The 17,687-nt window shown below is 64.1% G+C and carries 12 protein-coding genes; all 12 read left to right on the top strand.

Features of this window, described 5'->3' with window-relative positions:
* Positions 1-348 precede the first annotated feature (348 nt).
* Complete coding sequence (gene guaB, locus FKP22_RS05200; protein ID WP_141285858.1) at positions 349-1,821, top strand: IMP dehydrogenase; 1,473 nt, start codon at positions 349-351, stop codon at positions 1,819-1,821.
* Positions 1,822-1,931: 110 nt separating this feature from the next.
* Positions 1,932-3,185, top strand: a complete 1,254-nt coding sequence (locus tag FKP22_RS05195) for an MFS transporter (RefSeq protein WP_233446805.1) — start codon at positions 1,932-1,934, stop codon at positions 3,183-3,185.
* Between the two features lie 43 nt (positions 3,186-3,228).
* Positions 3,229-4,833 (top strand): glutamine-hydrolyzing GMP synthase, encoded by a 1,605-nt coding sequence (gene guaA / locus FKP22_RS05190; RefSeq protein WP_141285854.1) that lies wholly within the window; start codon positions 3,229-3,231, stop codon positions 4,831-4,833.
* 31 nt (positions 4,834-4,864) lie between these two features.
* Complete coding sequence (locus FKP22_RS05185) at positions 4,865-5,077, top strand: hypothetical protein (RefSeq protein ID WP_141285852.1); 213 nt, start codon at positions 4,865-4,867, stop codon at positions 5,075-5,077.
* A gap of 50 nt (positions 5,078-5,127) precedes the next feature.
* Positions 5,128-5,736, top strand: a complete 609-nt coding sequence (locus tag FKP22_RS05180; protein ID WP_170200756.1) for a 2'-5' RNA ligase family protein — start codon at positions 5,128-5,130, stop codon at positions 5,734-5,736.
* A 37-nt stretch (positions 5,737-5,773) separates the two neighbouring features.
* Entirely contained in the window at positions 5,774-6,481 is a 708-nt protein-coding gene (gene tadA, locus FKP22_RS05175) for a tRNA adenosine(34) deaminase TadA (RefSeq protein WP_141285848.1), read from the top strand.
* Positions 6,478-7,473, top strand: coding sequence for an LD-carboxypeptidase (locus FKP22_RS05170; protein WP_141285846.1), 996 nt, complete (start codon positions 6,478-6,480; stop codon positions 7,471-7,473). The genes tadA and FKP22_RS05170 overlap by 4 nt, the downstream gene beginning before the upstream one ends.
* Before the next feature lie 193 nt (positions 7,474-7,666).
* The gene (locus FKP22_RS05165) at positions 7,667-9,958 is read left to right on the top strand and encodes an ABC transporter substrate-binding protein (protein WP_141285844.1); all 2,292 of its coding nucleotides are present in this window, start codon (positions 7,667-7,669) and stop codon (positions 9,956-9,958) included.
* Positions 9,959-9,965: 7 nt separating this feature from the next.
* Positions 9,966-10,949, top strand: a complete 984-nt coding sequence (locus FKP22_RS05160) for an ABC transporter permease (protein ID WP_141285842.1) — start codon at positions 9,966-9,968, stop codon at positions 10,947-10,949.
* Between the two features lie 22 nt (positions 10,950-10,971).
* Positions 10,972-12,426 carry an ABC transporter permease gene (locus FKP22_RS05155; RefSeq protein ID WP_141285840.1) on the top strand — a complete coding sequence of 485 codons (1,455 nt, stop codon included), beginning with the start codon at positions 10,972-10,974 and terminating at the stop codon, positions 12,424-12,426.
* A 9-nt stretch (positions 12,427-12,435) separates the two neighbouring features.
* A complete protein-coding gene (locus FKP22_RS05150; protein WP_141285838.1) occupies positions 12,436-14,307 on the top strand; it encodes an ABC transporter ATP-binding protein in 1,872 nt (623 codons plus the stop codon).
* Between the two features lie 120 nt (positions 14,308-14,427).
* Positions 14,428-17,556: a TonB-dependent receptor gene (locus FKP22_RS05145; RefSeq protein WP_141285836.1), complete on the top strand. Its 3,129-nt coding sequence runs from the start codon at positions 14,428-14,430 to the stop codon at positions 17,554-17,556.
* Positions 17,557-17,687 lie beyond the last annotated feature (131 nt).

Raw genomic sequence — 17,687 nt, 5'->3', positions numbered from 1 at the left:
GCGGTCACGCCATTTCCAGATGGCCTGCGCAGAAGCATTCGAGGCGGACAGCGCCATGAGCGCCAACAAGACCGCTGACAAAGGACCAGAAAAACCAGGGCGGGAAAGCTTCATGTCGATGCGCAAGCGGACGTCCAAACCAGGGCTTAGTGTAGTGGGCGTCTCGTGGCGCGAGCGCCCTGTTACCGCGGTTTCTTGCCGCTTTGGCCGTGCACCGCAGCCGGGCGGTCGCCACCCGCGGCTGAAAGGTGGGCGGGGCCGCGGCGGCCTGTGCGGGCACGCGAAGCCGCACCGTGACGCGTGTCCGGTCTTTCCGTATAATCCGCTTTTGCGTCTGGAGCTTTCCTCATGCGCCTTCTAGGCAAAGCGCTGACCTTCGACGATGTGTTGTTGGTCCCGGCCTTCTCTCAGGTGCTGCCGCGAGACACTTCGCTGGCCACCCACTTTTCCCGCAACATCGTGCTGAACCTGCCGCTGGTTTCAGCGGCGATGGACACCGTGACCGAAGCCCGTCTGGCGATTGCCATCGCGCAAGAAGGTGGCATCGGCATCGTGCACAAGAACCTGCCACCCAAGCAGCAGGCCGCCGAGGTGGCGCGGGTCAAGCGCTATGAATCGGGCCTGCTGAAGGACCCGATCACCATCGCCCCTGGCGCCCGTGTGCGCGACGTGATCGAGCTCTCCCGCGCCCACGGCATCTCGGGTTTCCCAGTCGTTGAAGACGGTCGCGTGGTGGGCATCATCACCGGCCGTGACCTGCGTTTCGAAACCCGGCTCGAAGCCCCGGTGCGCGAGATCATGACGCCGCGCGAGCGGCTGATCACCGTGCGCGAAGGTGCCACGTTGGCGGAAGCCAAGGCGCTGATGCACCAGCACAAGCTCGAACGCGTTTTGGTGCTGAACGACGCCTCCGAGTTGCGCGGCCTGTTCACGGTGAAAGACATCACCAAGCAGACCAGCTTCCCGAACGCTGCGCGCGATGCCCAAGGGAAGCTGCGCGTTGGCGCTGCGGTTGGCGTGGGCGACGGCACCGAAGAACGCGTTGAGCTGCTGGTCAAGGCCGGTGTGGACGCGCTGGTGGTAGACACCGCGCACGGCCACTCGGCCGGCGTGATCGAGCGCGTGCGCTGGGTCAAGAAGAACTATCCGCACATCGACGTGATCGGCGGCAACATTGCCACCGGCTCCGCGGCCTTGGCACTGGCCGAAGCCGGCGCCGACGGCGTGAAGGTCGGCATCGGCCCGGGTTCGATCTGCACCACCCGCATCGTCGCTGGCGTCGGCGTGCCGCAGATCACCGCGATCGACAACGTGGCGACTGCGCTGCGTGGCACCGGCGTGCCGCTGATCGCGGATGGCGGTGTGCGTTACTCGGGCGACATCTCCAAGGCCATTGCGGCCGGCGCCAGCACGGTGATGATGGGCGGCATGTTCGCCGGCACCGAAGAAGCGCCAGGCGAAGTGATCCTGTACCAGGGCCGCAGCTACAAGAGCTATCGCGGCATGGGCTCCATCGGTGCGATGAAGGCTGGTTCTGCCGATCGCTACTTCCAGGAAGCCGACGAGACCAGCAACCCGAACGCCGACAAGCTGGTGCCCGAAGGCATCGAAGGCCGCGTGCCCTACAAGGGTTCGATGGTCTCGATCATCTTCCAGATGGCCGGCGGCCTGCGCGCCTCGATGGGCTACTGCGGTTGCGCGACCATTGACGACATGCGCGAGCGTGCCGAGTTCGTCGAGATCACCTCGGCCGGCATCCGCGAGAGCCATGTGCACGACGTGCAGATCACCAAGGAAGCGCCGAACTACCGCGCCGAGTAAATTCCCGGCGATGACCGCTGCTGCGCCCGGCTTCGGCCGGGCGCAGCGTTTTCTGAAACCGCTCCCGTTTCAAGATGCCCGCTAGCGAGCCTTCCGGCCACACCGCCCCCATGAACCCAGACGGCAAGCCACAGCGAGCGGCTGCCATGCCGTTCATCATGCTGACGGTGTTAATCGACATGATCTCGATCGGGCTGATCATCCCGGTGCTGCCCAAGCTCGTGGGCACCTTTGCGCGCACGCCGACCGAACAGGTGGGCGCCTACGCGACCGTGGCAATGGCCTTTGCCTTCGCCAACTTCATTGGCTCGCCCATCCTGGGCGCGCTCTCGGACCGCTTCGGCCGCAGGCCTGTGCTGCTGATGGGCTTCAGCGGCCTGGCAGTCAGCTTCTTCGGCACGGCGCTGGCCACCGAATACTGGATGCTGGTGGCGGTGCGCCTGTTCAGCGGCGCGATGCAGGCCAACGCGGCCGTCGCCAACGCCTACGTGGCCGACATCACGCCGCCCGAAGATCGAGCCAAGCGCTACGGCATGCTGGGCGCGATGTTCGGCTTGGGCTTCATCCTCGGGCCGGTGATTGGTGGGCTGCTGGGCGGCATCAACCTGCGGCTGCCGTTCTTTGTGGCCGGCACGCTGGCGCTGTGCAACTGGCTGTACGGCTTTTTCGTGCTGCCTGAATCGCTGCCCCCGGACCGGCGCCAGCCCTTCAGCTGGAAGAAGGTCAACCCTGTCGGTTCCTTGATTCACCTGATGGAACTGAAGGGCATTGGCGCGCTGCTCGTCGTCATTGCCTTTGCCTCGCTCGCCCAGTTCATCCTGCACACCACCTGGGCGCTCTACACCGAGCTGAAGTTCGGCTGGGACCCGGAGCAGATCGGCGCTTCGCTGTTTGCGGTGGGCGTGATGTCGGTGCTGGTGCAGGGCGTGCTGATCGGCCGCTTCACCAAGTGGATGCCGCTGGAGAAGCTGGCCATCGTCGGGCTGATCTCTTCATCGCTGTGCTATGCCGGCTGGGGCGCGGCCACCGAGGGCTGGATGATGTATGCGGTGATTGCCGCCAACGTCTTTGGCTTCGCGGCTGCCACCACGCTGCAAAGCCTGGTCTCGAACGCTGCCGACCCCAAATCCCAGGGCCAGACCATGGGCGCGGTGTCCGGCCTGTCCAGTCTGATGATGGTGCTCGCACCGGTCATCGGCCCCTTGCTGTTGAAGGAAGTCGCCCACCTGCCGCGTGGCGACTGGCGCATTGGCGCGCCTTACTACCTCTGCGCGCTGCTGCAGGCCCTGGCCACCGTGATGGCTGTGGTGCACTTCTCGCGCGTGCGCCGCGCTGCAAGCCGCGAAGCCCCTGCTTCGGCCTGAGAGCCCACACATTCCCCCGAATCTTTCCCGTCCTTTGAACGCCATGCACGACAAGATCCTGATCCTCGATTTCGGCTCCCAGGTCACCCAGCTGATCGCACGCCGTGTGCGCGAAGCCAACGTGTTCTGCGAGATCCATCCGAACGACGTGTCGGACGATTTCATCCGCGAGTTCGCACCCAAGGGCATCATCCTGTCGGGCAGCCACGCCAGCACCTACGAGGACCACGAACTGCGGGCGCCGCAGGCCGTGTGGGACCTGGGTGTGCCGGTGCTGGGCATCTGCTACGGCATGTTCGCGATGGCGGTGCAGCAGGGTGGTGAAGTGGAGCCGGCCGATCACCGCGAGTTCGGTTACGCCGAGGTGCGCGCGCATGGCCACACCGCGCTGCTGCAAGGCATTGAAGACTTCAGCACGGCTGAGGGCCACGGCATGCTGAAGGTCTGGATGAGTCATGGCGACAAGGTCACGGCGCTGCCGCCTGGCTTCAAGCTGATGGCCAGCACGCCCAGCTGCCCGATCGCCGGCATGGCGGATGAAAGCCGCGGCTATTACGGTGTGCAGTTCCATCCGGAAGTAACGCACACCGTGCAGGGCCGTGAATTGCTGAACCGCTTCGTGCTGGAGATCGCCAAGGCCAAGGCCGACTGGGTGATGGACAGCTATGTCGACGAAGCCGTGGCGCGCATCCGCGAGCAGGTGGGCGACGAAGAAGTCATCCTCGGCTTGTCCGGCGGCGTCGATTCTTCCGTCGCCGCGGCGCTGATCCACCGCGCCATCGGCGACCAGCTGACCTGCGTGTTCGTCGACCACGGCCTGCTGCGCCTGGACGAAGGCCGCATGGTGATGGAGATGTTCGCCGGCCGGCTGCATGCCAAGGTGGTGCATGTGGACGCCAGCGCGCAGTTCCTCGGCCACCTCGCGGGCGTGACCGACCCCGAGCAAAAGCGCAAGATCATCGGCCGCGAGTTTGTCGAAGTCTTCAAGGCCGAAGCCGCCAAGCTGAAGGCCGCCAATGCCTCGGCTAAAGGTGCCAAATGGCTGGCCCAAGGCACGATCTACCCTGACGTGGTCGAGAGCGGCGGCACCAAGACCAAGAAGGCCGTGACGATCAAGAGCCACCACAACGTAGGCGGCTTGCCGGAACAGCTGGGCCTGAAGCTGCTGGAGCCGCTGCGCGAGCTGTTCAAGGACGAAGTGCGCGAACTCGGCGTTGCGCTGGGCCTGCCGCACGACATGGTCTACCGCCACCCGTTCCCCGGCCCAGGCCTTGGCGTGCGCGTGCTGGGCGAAGTGAAGCCCGAGTACGTCACGCTGCTGCAACGCGCCGATGCGATCTTCATCGAGGAGCTGCGCGCCGCGGTGGACCCGGTCAGCGGCAAGAACTGGTACGAGCTGACCAGCCAGGCCTTCACCGTGTTCCTGCCGGTCAAGAGCGTGGGCGTGATGGGCGATGGGCGCACTTATGACTACGTGGTCGCGTTGCGTGCCGTGCAGACCAGCGACTTCATGACGGCCGACTGGGCCGAGCTGCCGTACAGCCTGCTGAAGAAGGTATCGGGCCGCATCATCAACGAAGTGCGCGGCATCAACCGCGTCACCTACGACGTGTCGAGCAAGCCGCCGGCAACCATCGAGTGGGAGTGAACTGATGCGGGGTGCGGGACTGATCGTGGTGTTGATCGCGCTGCTGGGTGCCGGCTGGCTGGTGCGTGAGCGGCTGAAGACGCCTGTCGCCGTGCCGGTGACGGTGCCCGTCACCGACGGCCAGGCCGTGCGGCAGGTGCCACCTGGCCAGGTGGCCAATGAGGTCGGCAAGCAAATTGACGCCGCGACGCTTCTGCATCAGCAGGCCCTGGAACGGGCCGACGCCGAAGGCGAGAAGCCCTGATGGCTTGATGGTGCGCGCGCACCAGCCACGCATGCATGGGAGGCACGGAAATGGGTAACGACGGTTTCGAGCAGATGTCCTTGCTGGGTGATGCGCCAGTGGCCAAGCCCGCGCTGAACCGGCTGTTTTTCGCGCTGATGCCGGACGAGCAGGACGCCGCGCGCCTGTTCCAGCTCGGCGCTGAGCTGCGCATGGCGCACGGCGTACGCGGCCGGCCCATCGGCGAGAACCGGCTGCACATCACGCTGCATCACCTGGGTGACTTTCCCGAGGTTCCGGAACTGATGGTGAACCGGGCCAGACAGGCAGGCGAAACGCTGGCCCACCCCACTTTTGCGTTGAGCTTCGACATCGTGATGAGCTTCGGCAAGCACAGCAGCAACCCACCGTTTGTGATGGTGGGCAGCGAAGAGAACCTGTCCGGCGTGATCTCGCTGCAGCGTGAGGTTGGCGTGCGCATGGCGCATGCCGGCCTGGCCCGCGAGGTTGAAAAGAGCTTCACGCCGCACATGACGCTGGCTTACGACCTGAAGACCGTGCCGGCGCAGGCGATAGCGCCCGTGAGCTGGCACGCGAGGGAGTTGGTGCTGGTGCACAGCCTCATCGGCCAGAGCGTGTACTTCGTGTTGGGACGCTGGCCCCTCAAACCCACAGCGTGAGCCGGGCAAACCTGCTGCGCAGCTCCTGAGAGATCCCATGAGCGAGTTTTCCGCATCTCTCGGCAAGGAGGCCACTCCAGCCGACGAAAACGCGATGCGACTGGCGCTGGACCAAGCGCAGAACGCCTGGCTGGTGGGCGAGGTGCCTGTGGGCGCGGTCATCATGCGCGATGGCCAGGTGATTGCCACCGGCTACAACCGGCCGATCACCACCCACGACCCGACCGCCCATGCCGAGTTGGTGGCGCTGCGGCACGCCGCACAGCTGCTGGAGAACTACCGGCTGCCCGAGTGCGAGATCTACGTGACCCTGGAGCCCTGCGCAATGTGCGCGATGGCGCTGATGCACGCCCGCTTCAAGCGCGTGGTGTTTGGTGCCCGGGATCCCAAGACCGGTGCCGCCGGCTCGGTGGTCGACCTGTTTGCTCAGCCGCAGCTGAACCACCACACGGCGCTGCAGGGCGGTGTGTTGGGCGAGGCCTGTGGCCAGGTGTTGCGCGAGTTTTTTGCCGAACGCCGCGCCCAACAGAAGGCCGTGCGCGCAGCCGACCAAGCCGACGCCGAAAGCACGCAGTCACCGGCCGCTGCACCGCGCGCTGCTTTGTTCAGCCCGCCTCGGTCCGCACCAGAAACAGCGCCTGAGCCTGTCATTCCGACGGGCGAGGCCACCGAATGGGTGCTCACGCCGCCGCCCGGCGCCGACGACATGCCCGAATTCACCGAACCCAACAGGAACCGCCCATGAGCGCCGCCAAGAAGAAGACCCCGCATGCCGACCAGGCGGCGCACGACCACGGGCAGGACCACGACGAACATGGACACGACCATCACCACGTGCACACGTCACCTTCCACGCTGACGATCTATTCGCCCGCCGGCGTGGTGCTGAAGAGCGCCGCGGTGAAGCTGGCCGCCAAGCGGCTGAAGGGCATGGGCTACCAGGTGACGGTGGACGCCAGCGCGCTGGCCAAGCACCAGCGCTTTGCCGGCGACGACGACTTCCGCCTGGCCACGCTGCACCGCATTGCCGAAGAAGCGCCGTCGGTCGCCATGGCCACGCGCGGCGGTTATGGCATGACGCGGCTGCTGGACCGGCTGGACTGGGCGCTGCTGGCCAAGGCAGCCGAGCAAGGCACACGCTGGGTCGGCTACAGCGACCTGACCGCGCTGCAGATGGGCTTGCTGACCCACACCGGCACCGCCAGCTGGTGCGGACCGATGGCGACCGATGACTTTGGCCGCGACGAACTGGACGAAGTCACACCGGACTGTTTCAACGAAGCCATGAGTGGAGAGCTGGAGGCCATCGGCTTTCGCACCGAGGCCGGCTTCGATGGCTTGGCCGAGAAGGGTGTGCTGTGGGGTGGCAACCTGACGGTGCTGTGCTCGCTGCTGGGCACCCGGCACTGGCCCAAGGTCAAGGGCGGCATCCTGTTCCTGGAAGACGTGGCCGAACATCCGTACCGGGTCGAGCGCATGCTGCTGCAGCTGCACCAGGCGGGCGTGCTGGCCGCGCAGAAGGCGGTGGTATTGGGGGCATTCAGCGACTGGCGCAAGTCGCCGATGGACCGCGGCTACAACCTGAAGACCGTCGTCGCCTACCTGCGCGAGGTCACGAAGACGCCGGTCCTGACCGGGCTGCCATTCGGGCATGTGCCGACCAAGGTGACGATGCCGATGGGCCACAAAGTCCAGCTGCTGGTACAGGCACGGGACGTGCTCATCGGTTGGCACTGACGCTGCGTTGCGTTAGCCGGTCCGCCGCGTTGCCCCTCGGTAAACCCTGAGCGGCAGGCACCGCGACGGTGCCTAGAATTTTCGCTTCGCCTCGCGTTTGGGTGCACCAAAAGTGCGCCTGACGGGAGGCTTGTGTTTTGTGCGTGCGTGCGTGGTCATCGATGCTGCCGTGCGTGCTTGAAGGAGTGACCGCATGCGCGGTGTGTTGGGCGCCGCAGTTTGGCGCTGGGTGGTGCTGGGCGTGCAGGCGACGATGGCCGCCGCCGCTTTGGCCAGTTTGACCGCCTGTGGCAACAGCCCCTTTCCGCTGGGCGCGGAAAAAGAGAACACGCTGTTTTATGCCTTTGAGGAGCGCTCCCCGCGCTACCTGGACCCGGTCGCCTCGTACTCCAATCCGGAGTCGGCCTTCACGATGGCCATCTACGAGCCGCTTTACGGGTACCACTATCTGAAGCGGCCGTATGAGCTGGAGGGCAAGGCCGCCGCCAAGGTCGTCAAGCCGCGCTACCTGGACGCCGCCGGCCACGAGTTGCCGGCCGACGCTGCCGCCGAGCACATTGCAGAGAGCGTCTACGACATTCCGATCCGCCACGGCATGCGCTACGCGCCGCATCCGGCCTTCGCCAAGGATGCGCAAGGGCAGTACCTCTACCACCACATGACGCGTGCCCAGGTCGGCGAGAAGCATTCGCCCTGGGAATTCGAGCACACGGACACCCGCGAGGTGGAGGCCGAGGATTTCGTCTACACCTTGAAGCGCCATGCAACGACACGCATCGAGGCGCCGGTCTTCGCGGTGTTTGCCGAATACGTGCTGGGCCTGAAGGACTATGCCGAGCTGATCAAAAAGGAAGACGCCAAGCTGCTGGCCGGACTGCCGGAAGACCTGCAGGACAAGCCCTTCCTGGACTTCCGCAAATGGCCACTGGCGGGGGCTCAGGCGCTGGACAAGTACACACTGCGGGTTCGCCTGAAGGGCAAGTACCCGCAGTGGAACTACTGGATGGCGCTGCCCTTCGTCGCGCCGCTGCCGTGGGAGGCAGACGCCTTCTACTCTCAGCCCGGCATGACCGAAAACGGCCTGTCGTTGAACCAGTGGCCGGTGGGCTCGGGCCCGTTCATGATGACCACGTTCGAGCGTGATCGCCTGCACGTGATGAAGCGCAACCCGAACTACCGGGCCGACGACTTCTACCCCTGCGAAGGCCAGCCCGAAGACAAGGCCGCCGGCCTGCTGGACGACTGCGGCAAGCGCCTGCCGTTCATCGACACGCTTTACGTGCAGATGGAAAAGGAAAAGGAAGGGCGCAAGGGCAAGTTCCGCCAGGGCTACCTGGACATGCCCGAGATCGAGCGGCCCGAATGGGGCGTGGACTTCCGCAACGACATGGAAGAGTCCGACGCGGTGAAGCAGGAGTACGAGGCCCGCGGCTTCCAGTTCCCGCTCAGCACCGACATCACCAACTGGTATGTGGGCTTCAATATGCTGGACCCGGTGGTCGGCACCGGCGGTACGCCGGAAGAAGTCATCAAGCACCGCAAGCTGCGCCAGGCGGTCTCCATTGCCATCGACTGGGAAGAGGGCTATGGCCGCATCTTCAAGCACAAGGGCGGCGTGGCGGCGATGGGCCCGATCCCGCCAGGCGTGTTCGGCTCGCACGAGGGCCAACCCGGCTTCTACAACCCTGTGACGCACAAGCTGGTCGACGGCAAGCCGGTACGGCGCTCAATCGAAGATGCGAAGCAGTTGCTGGCCGAAGCCGGCTACCCCGGCGGTCGCGACGCCATCACCGGCAAGCCGCTGGTGCTGAACTACGACTTCCAGCGCGTGGTCACGCCCGAGTTCAAGGCCGAGAACGACTGGATGGTGCGGCAGTTCGCCAAGCTGGGCATTCAGCTGGAGATTCGCGCGACCGACTTCAACCAGTTTCAGGACAAGACCCTCAAGGGCAAGCACCAGCTGTTCTGGGCCGGCTGGCTGGCCGACTACCCGGACGCCGAGAACTTCCTGTTCCTGCTCTACGGGCCCAACGCCAAGTCCAAGACCCAGGGCGAAAACACCGCGAACTACGAGAACCCGGCCTTCGACAAGCTGTTCCGCGAGCTGCAGTCGCTGGATGACGGGCCGCGCAAGCAGCAGGTGGTTGACGAGATCTACAAGATCACGCAAGAGGACGCTCCCTGGTCCTTCGGCTACATCCCGTGGGGCGGTTTGGCCTTCCAGCCCTGGGTGCACAACGGCAAGCCCAGCATCCTGGTGCGCGACATGGTGCGGTACTACCGAGTGGACCCTGCCATGCGCGCAAAGCTGCAGGCCGAATGGAACCACCCGATCTACTGGCCACTGGCTTTGCTGGCGCTGCTGGCGGTCGCGCTGGCCTGGGTGGCGCGGCGCAGCTTCAAGGCGCGCGAGCTGGCAACCGCCCGTGGCACGACAGGCGAGGGCGCAGCGCCCTCGCTGTCAACTTCTTCCAACCCTGGCTGAGCGCGACATGTGGAACTACCTGGTGCGCCGGCTGAGTTACGGCGTGTTGATCCTGGTGGGTGTGAACCTGCTGACCTTCTTCCTGTTCTTCACCGTCAACACGCCGGACGACATGGCCCGCTTGAACATTGGCGGCAAGCGCGTCACGCAAGTGCAGATCGACAAGTGGAAGGGCGAGCGTGGCTACGACAAGCCGCTGTACTGGAACGCCGCCGGGCAGGGCGCCGAGCAGCTCACGCACACGGTGTTGTGGGAGCGCTCGATCTCGCTGATGCTGCTGGACTTCGGCCGCTCCGACTCGGCGCGCAGCATGGACATTGGCTACGAGATCAAGACCCGCATGGGCGTGAGCCTGACGCTGGCGGTGCCGATCTTCTTGCTGCAGGTCATTGCCAGCACCGGCTTCGCGCTGCTGCTGGTGTTCTTCCGGCATTCGCGCATCGACTTCTGGGGCACGGTGGTCTGCGTGCTGATGCTGTCGATCTCCAGCCTGTTCTACATCATCGTCGGCCAGTTCCTGTTCTCGCGCGTGCTGCGGCTGGTGCCGCTGTCGGGCTATGCGGGCGGGCTGGACATGGTCAAGTTCCTGGTGCTGCCGGTGCTGCTGTCGCTGCTGTCGCGGCTGGGCACCGAGGCCCGGCTGTACCGCGTGATGTTCCTGGAGGAAATGGGCCGCGACTACGTGCGCACCGCGCGCGCAAAGGGCCTTTCGGAAGCGGTGGTGCTGTGGCGCCATGTGCTGCGCAACGCGCTGATTCCCATCATCACCAGCGCCGGCTCGTACCTGCCGTATGTGTTCCTCGGCAGCCTGGTGTTCGAGAGCTTCTTCGGCATCCCCGGACTCGGCGCTTTCGTGATCGACGGCATTGCCGGACAGGACTTCGCCATTGTGCGGGTGATGGTCTTCCTGGGCGCGCTGCTGTATGTGCTGTCGAACGCGCTGATCGACGTGATCTACACCTGGGTCGATCCCCGGGTGCGGCTGGCTTGACGGCCCTCAGGAAGTGAATGACATGGGTTTCAAGCTGGTCATCCTCTGGACCGACATCGCGCTGTGGTTGATGGCGCTGTCAGTCGCGGTCTACGCCGTGCGCCTGCGCGGCCTGCCGCAGAGCCGCAGCAAATGGCAGCGTGTTTTGCACGATCCGGCCGCGCTGTCGGCCGGCTTCGTGCTGCTGCTGTTTGTCCTCGTCACCTTGCTGGACAGCGTGCATTTCCGACGGACGTTGCCGACCAATCCGGCCACAGTGAGCACGGGCCACGCGGTCTACTACGACGCCACCACCAGCTCGTTGCTGGACGAGGCCTTGCACCACCTGCGCGCCACCCGCGAAGCCACCTACAGCGCGCCGCTGGCCACGCATGCGCACACGCGCGACGCGGTGACGGTCAACGGCGAGATCCAGCGCATCTATCCGCGGCTGCAGTTCGGCGGTGCGCACCTGGCTGATACTGTGCGCGACTGGGCAGGGGACGTGACGCGTCGGGTGCTGGCCGGGCTTGGCATCGGTCTGCTGGCATTCGTGGGCCTGGCCGTGGCGCTGGCTGCCACCTTGCGCCGCGCGCACGGTGGCCTCGGTCCGGCCTGGCAGGCCCTGTGGCGCGGTCACACGGCGCTGCCGCTGCGGCCGCTGCTGGCCACCTTGATGGCGCTCTGCGCCGTGATCGGGCCCGTCACCGCGCTGGCCGGTGGTTACCACGTGATGGGCACCGACCGCACCGGCAACGACGTGCTGCTGCTGGCGCTCAAAAGCGTGCGCACGGCCTTCGTGATCGGCGCCTTGTCGACCCTGGCCACGCTGCCGCTGGCCATCGTGCTGGGCGTGCTTGCGGGTTACTTCAAGGGTTGGGTGGACGAGGTGATCCAGTACCTCTACACGACGCTCAGCTCGGTGCCCAGCGTGTTGCTGATTGCCGCCTGCGTGCTGATGGTGCAGGTCTTCCTGGACAAGAACCCCGACCTGTTCGAAACCGGCCTGGAGCGGGCCGACCTGAAGACCTTCCTGCTCTGCGTGATCCTCGGCCTCACAGGCTGGGCCACGCTGTGCCGCCTGGTGCGCGCCGAGACGCTGAAACTGCGCGAACTGGACTTCGTTCAGGCGGCGACTGCCTTCGGCGTCAGCCACTGGCGCATCATGGCGCGCCACATCGTGCCCAACGTGATGCACCTGGTGCTGATCACCACCGTGCTGAGCTTCTCGGACCTGATCCTCTACGAGGCAGTGCTGACCTACGTTGGCGTGGGCGTGGATCCGTCCACCAGCAGCTTCGGCGGCATGATCAACCTGGCCCGCAACGAGATGAGCCGCGACCCTGTCGTCTGGTGGTCTTTCAGCGCTGCCTTCTTCTTCATGGTGACGCTGGTGCTGGCGGCCAACCTGTTTGCCGACGGCGTGCGCGATGCGTTCGATCCGCGGGCCCGCGCCTTCCGCGTGCGCCTTGTCCCAAAGAAGCCCACCATTGCCTGAGCCGCACCGATGCTGAAGATTGACGAACTGAACGTTCAGCTGGATGCGGAAGCCGGCCTGGTACAGGCCATCGACCAACTCACGCTGTGCATAGAGCGTGGCGAAACGCTGGCGTTGGTCGGCGAGTCCGGCTGCGGCAAGAGCATGACCGCGCTGGCACTGATGCGGCTGCTGCCGGACAACGGCCGCGTGGTGGCCGGCAGCGTGGCGCTGGAAGGGGCCGACACGCTGGCCCTGCCGGAGCTGCAGATGCGCGCGGTGCGTGGCGGCCGCATCGGCATGATCTTCCAGGAGCCTTCGACCAGCCTGAATCCTGTGATGCGCGTGGGCGACCAGATCGTCGAGTCCATCGAGGCACACACCTCGCTGCGCGGCGCCGCGGCACGCGCACGGGCACTGGACTGGCTGCGCCGTGTCAGCATCCCCGAGCCCGAACGCCGCATGGACGACTACCCGTTCCGCATGAGCGGCGGGCAGAAGCAGCGCGTGATGATTGCGATGACGCTTGCGGCCGAGCCCGACTTCCTGGTCGCCGACGAACCCACCACCGCACTCGACGTGACAATCCAGGCGCAGGTGCTGGACCTGCTGCGCCAGTTGCAGGCCGAGACCGGCCTGGGCATGCTGCTAATCACGCACGACCTCGCCGTGGTTGCCGGCATGGCGCACCGTGTGGCGCTGATGTACGCCGGCCAGATCATTGAAACCGCCGACGCGCAAAGCTTCTTCTCCGCGCCCAAGCACCCGTATGCCCAAGCCCTGTTGCGGGCACTGCCCGATGCGCATCGCCGGGGTCAGGCCTTGGCCGCAATCCCCGGAACGGTGCCCGCGCTGACACAAAGCTTTCACGGTTGCCGCTTCGAGCCACGCTGCGCCCTCGCAGAAGCCGCCTGCGCCCAGACACGGCCCGCACTATGGGCCCAGCCAGGCACCCGTTCGGTGCGTTGCATCCTGTACACGCCAGGGCGTGAACAAACCGTCCATGAGGTTGAACCAGCAGCGGCGGCTGTCGAAGTGGCCCCCTCGGCGTCGACGAAAGCCCCTGGAGCTGCCAACGTGGTGCTTGACGTGCAGTCACTGCATGTGCGCTACCCCATTCGCGGCGGGCTGCTGCAACGCGTGCGCGGGCACTTCGATGCGGTCGCCGGCGTCTCGTTCCAGGTCAGGGCAGGGCAGACGCTGGCCTTGGTCGGCGAAAGCGGCTGCGGCAAGACGACCACCGGCAAGGCCGTCGTGCAACTGCTGCGGCGCATGGCCACGACCCAGGGCCGCGCGCTGCTGGACGGCCAGGACCTGTTCGCCATGAACTCGCAGGCGCTGCAGCGCGCGCGCCGCGAAGTCCAGATCATCTTCCAGGACCCATTTGCCTCGCTGAACCCGCGCATGCGGGTGTTCGACATCCTCGAAGAAGGCCTGCTGGCCCTGCGGCCCGATCTGGACGCCGCTCAGCGGCGCGCCCGTCTGCTAAACCTCACCGACCAGGTCGGCCTGCGTGCCGAAGCGCTGGCGCGCCATCCGCACGAATTCTCGGGCGGCCAACGCCAGCGCATAGCCATCGCCCGAGCACTCGCGGTGCAGCCGCGCCTCATCGTTTGCGACGAGCCCACCTCTGCACTGGACGTGTCGGTGCAGGCGCAGATCCTGAACCTGCTGCTCGATCTGCAGCGCGACACCGGCGTCGCATTCCTCTTCATTACGCACAACATCGGCGTGGTCGAGTACATCGCCGACGAGGTCGCCGTGATGCAGGCCGGGCGGATCGTTGAGCAGGGCTCATGCGAGGCCGTTCTGCAACACCCCGCACATGTCTATACAAGGCGTCTGATCGACGCCGTACCCCGCCTGAACGCCGCTGCTAAGGCGGCAGTTGCAGCGAAATAGCAACAAAAATCCACCGAAAATTGCAAAGAGGGTTTGTGGGGGTGGGGACCAAAAAGACCTTCAGTGACAATCAATTTACACGTTCCTGGAGCGAGGACATCATGGCTTCACAAGACCGGCATGTGCCTTGCTTCTGAAATGGGTCTATCGATCAACCTTTCTGGAGAGAAGTCAGTGGCTCAAATGAAAAATTCTTCCACCCTGTGGCGGCGGTCAGCTGTCGCTGTGGCGGTCGGCCTCAGCGTCATGTCCGGCGCGGTCTACGCGCAATCTACCGCCGTTGGCTCGGTGTACGGTCAGGTTGCAACGGGTGCCGGTACCCAAATCGTCATTGAAAACGCGGCTGTGGGCTTCAAGCGCACGGTGACCGTTGGCGAAGGCGGTCGATTCCAAGCCAATAACCTGGCTCCCGGCCATTACCAGATTCAACTGGTGAAGGACGGCAAGGTCGTTTCGACGGCTGAATTGGACGTTTTGGCGGGCCAAGGTGCTGAAGCCGTATTCGCAGGCGCCGGCAACGCCACCCAAACCGTGCAGGTGGTTGGCAAGCTGCGCGGCATTGACACCTCCAATACCGTCAACGCTTCCGTCTTCACCGCCAAGCAACTGGATGCTATCCCGGTTGCCAGCAAAGACGTCAACGGCATTGTGGCCCTCGCGGCCAACACGACCAAGGCCGACGCGCGTTATTCCGGCGGTATCAGCATCGGTGGTGGCGCTCCCTCGGAAAACTCGTACTACATCAACGGTTTCCCCGTTACGAACGCACTGACGCAGTTGGGCTCGATGGAACTGCCATTTGGCGCCATCCAGCAGGCCCAGGTGCAAACCGGTGGTTTCGGTGCTGAGTTTGGTCGCTCGGTGGGTGGCGTGGTGAACATCATCACCAAGAGCGGCACCAATGAATGGCACGGCGGGGTCGATGTCACGATCGAGCCGAACTCGCTGCGTTCGAATCCGAAGAATATTTATTATCCGAAGAATGGCGCGGCCACCGACGGAACTGAATATTTCTATCGCAAGGACAACTATCGTCAAGAGACCAGCTACGGCGCGTACGTTGGCGGCCCGTTGGTTGAGGACAAGCTGTTCATGTTCGTGGCGGCGGATGTCACCAAGCTGAACACCAAGGCGGTCAACTCCACCCCAGGCTCCTCTGCAGTCTCGACCACGGGTTGGCTTGAATCGCAGAATACCAACACCCGTTATCTGGGTAAGTTCGACTGGTACCTGACTTCCGATCACCATTTGGAAGCCACCCTGATCGGCGACAACTACAAGACGACGGACGATTATTTCGGCTACGACTACGCAGCGCACAAGAAGACCAACTACGTCTTCAGCCAGTATTCGAAGAACCTGTCCGACTACACCACCGGTGTGGGCGGCGATGCCCAAGTCCTGAAGTACAGCGGCCAGATTACGTCCGATTTTCTGTTGACGGCTTTGTATGGCCAAAGCAGCAGCCCGCACAAGCAAGGCTACAGTTTCCAGCCGACGGACCCGGAAACTTTCATTCCGACCGATGCTGACAGGAATCCAAACCTGACTTACCCGACCAACCCGGCCAATCCGCTTCCCGGCGGTACTACCGGTATCGGCAATGATGCGAAGGAAACCACCAAATCATTCCGATTCGACCTCGAATACCAGCTGGGTGATCACCTGATCCGTGCAGGTCTGGATGAAAATCGGCTGAAGTCCAAGAACGCGGGCGACAGCTACGACAATGTGGGTGGTTCTTACTGGCGTTACTATCACACCACTAACGGCAACTATTCCGGCGCAGGCCCCAGCACCCGGATCAGCCTGATCGACGCCGGCGCAGTGCCTGTGAACGGCACGTACTATTACGCTCGTCAGCGCCATTTTGACACCGTCACGAATGCAGATTCGAACCAGTCGGCGCAATACATTGAAGACCGCTGGCAAGTGACGAAGGAAGTGCTGCTGACGGCTGGCGTGCGTCGCGAATCCTTCGAAAACAAGAATGGTGATGGTGATACCTTCCTGAAGATGGACGGTTTCTTCAGCCCGCGTTTGTCGGCATCGTGGGATGTGCTCGGCAACTCGTCGCTGAAGGTCTACGGCTCTGCCGGCCGCTACAGCCTGCAAATCCCGACGCACGTGGCCGTGCGTGGCGCCAGCCGCTCGCTGTTCGTTGACCAGTACTTCGCCTACACCGGCGTTGATCCAGTAACGGGTGCGCCGACTGGCCTGACTGCGCTGAACAGTGAGCCGTACTCGTCCAACAATGAATACGGTCAGGCCAAGAACCCTAAGACCGTGGCGGCTCAGGACATGAAGCCGACCTATCAGGATGAACTGACCCTGGGTGTTGAAGGCGCGTTGACGCAGGGCTTGGTCGGCGGCGCGAAGGTCACCTACCGCAAGCTGAAGCAGACCATCGACGACTTCTGCGACTACCGTCCGTTCTATGCCTATGCTGATGCGAACGGCATCGACACGAGCAACTACGGTGGCTTCGGTTGCGCGACCTTCAATCCGGGCAGCGACAATACCTTCCTGGTGGACTATGCCGGTGACGGCACCCTGACCAAGGTGAAGCTCAAGGCTGCCGACATCGGTGTGCCGAAGCCGAAGCGTACCTACTTTGCCCTTGACCTGTTCCTGGAACACCCGTTCAGCGATGGCTGGTACGGCAAGATCAACTACACGTATTCCAAGAACAAGGGCAACACCGAAGGCCAGACCAAGTCCGACAATGCCCAGACCGATGTGGCTGTAACTTCGACTTGGGACTTCAAGGAGCTGATGGAAGGCTCGTATGGCTATCTGCCGAACGATCGCACCCACCAGATCAAGGGCTACGGCTACTATCAGCTGACGCCTGAATGGGGCTTTGGCACGACCATGGTGCTGGAATCGGGACGTCCGAAGAACTGCTTCGGCGATTACGGTGGCACGGGCACCGACATTGGCGGTGGCGGATACGGCGCAGTGTTCTTCTATTGCGACGGTGTTGCAACGCCGCGTGGTTCGCAAGGCCGCCTGCCTTGGAGTACCGCTCTGGACCTGAACGCTGTGTACAAGCCTGATTACGTGAAGGGTCTGGCGCTCCGCGTGGACGTTTTCAACGTGTTCAACCGTCAAACCGCTCGCGTGATCGACGAAGCTCACGACTCGTCAGCCACTTACGGCGCTGGCGTGGTCAACCCGGCCTATGGCCGAGTGATCAGCTACTCGGATCCTCGCAAGTTCCGCCTGACGGCCCAGTACGACTTCTGATTTGATTGCTGCTTAGCAGTTAGCAAATCAAACAAAAACCGCAGCCTAGGCTGCGGTTTTTTTACGCCCATTGAATAAGTGACGGTAAGCGGTCAATAGACCCCGTCCTTGAGCCATCGGCTGTGAGCTGG

It is taken from the genome of Ideonella azotifigens (genome assembly GCF_006519715.1).
Taxonomy (GTDB): domain Bacteria; phylum Pseudomonadota; class Gammaproteobacteria; order Burkholderiales; family Burkholderiaceae_C; genus Ideonella; species Ideonella azotifigens.
This window is presented reverse-complemented; position numbering and strand designations above follow the sequence as displayed.

What these genes read in the sequence shown, in the direction of transcription:
- guaB (WP_141285858.1), top strand. Translation starts at nt 349, where the DNA reads ATGCGCCTTCTAGGCAAAGCGCTGACCTTCGACGATGTGTTGTTGGTC.
- FKP22_RS05195 (WP_233446805.1), top strand. Translation starts at nt 1,932, where the DNA reads ATGAACCCAGACGGCAAGCCACAGCGAGCGGCTGCCATGCCGTTCATC.
- guaA (WP_141285854.1), top strand. Translation starts at nt 3,229, where the DNA reads ATGCACGACAAGATCCTGATCCTCGATTTCGGCTCCCAGGTCACCCAG.
- FKP22_RS05180 (WP_170200756.1), top strand. Translation starts at nt 5,128, where the DNA reads ATGGGTAACGACGGTTTCGAGCAGATGTCCTTGCTGGGTGATGCGCCA.
- tadA (WP_141285848.1), top strand. Translation starts at nt 5,774, where the DNA reads ATGAGCGAGTTTTCCGCATCTCTCGGCAAGGAGGCCACTCCAGCCGAC.
- FKP22_RS05170 (WP_141285846.1), top strand. Translation starts at nt 6,478, where the DNA reads ATGAGCGCCGCCAAGAAGAAGACCCCGCATGCCGACCAGGCGGCGCAC.
- FKP22_RS05165 (WP_141285844.1), top strand. Translation starts at nt 7,667, where the DNA reads ATGCGCGGTGTGTTGGGCGCCGCAGTTTGGCGCTGGGTGGTGCTGGGC.
- FKP22_RS05160 (WP_141285842.1), top strand. Translation starts at nt 9,966, where the DNA reads ATGTGGAACTACCTGGTGCGCCGGCTGAGTTACGGCGTGTTGATCCTG.
- FKP22_RS05155 (WP_141285840.1), top strand. Translation starts at nt 10,972, where the DNA reads ATGGGTTTCAAGCTGGTCATCCTCTGGACCGACATCGCGCTGTGGTTG.
- FKP22_RS05150 (WP_141285838.1), top strand. Translation starts at nt 12,436, where the DNA reads ATGCTGAAGATTGACGAACTGAACGTTCAGCTGGATGCGGAAGCCGGC.
- FKP22_RS05145 (WP_141285836.1), top strand. Translation starts at nt 14,428, where the DNA reads ATGTGCCTTGCTTCTGAAATGGGTCTATCGATCAACCTTTCTGGAGAG.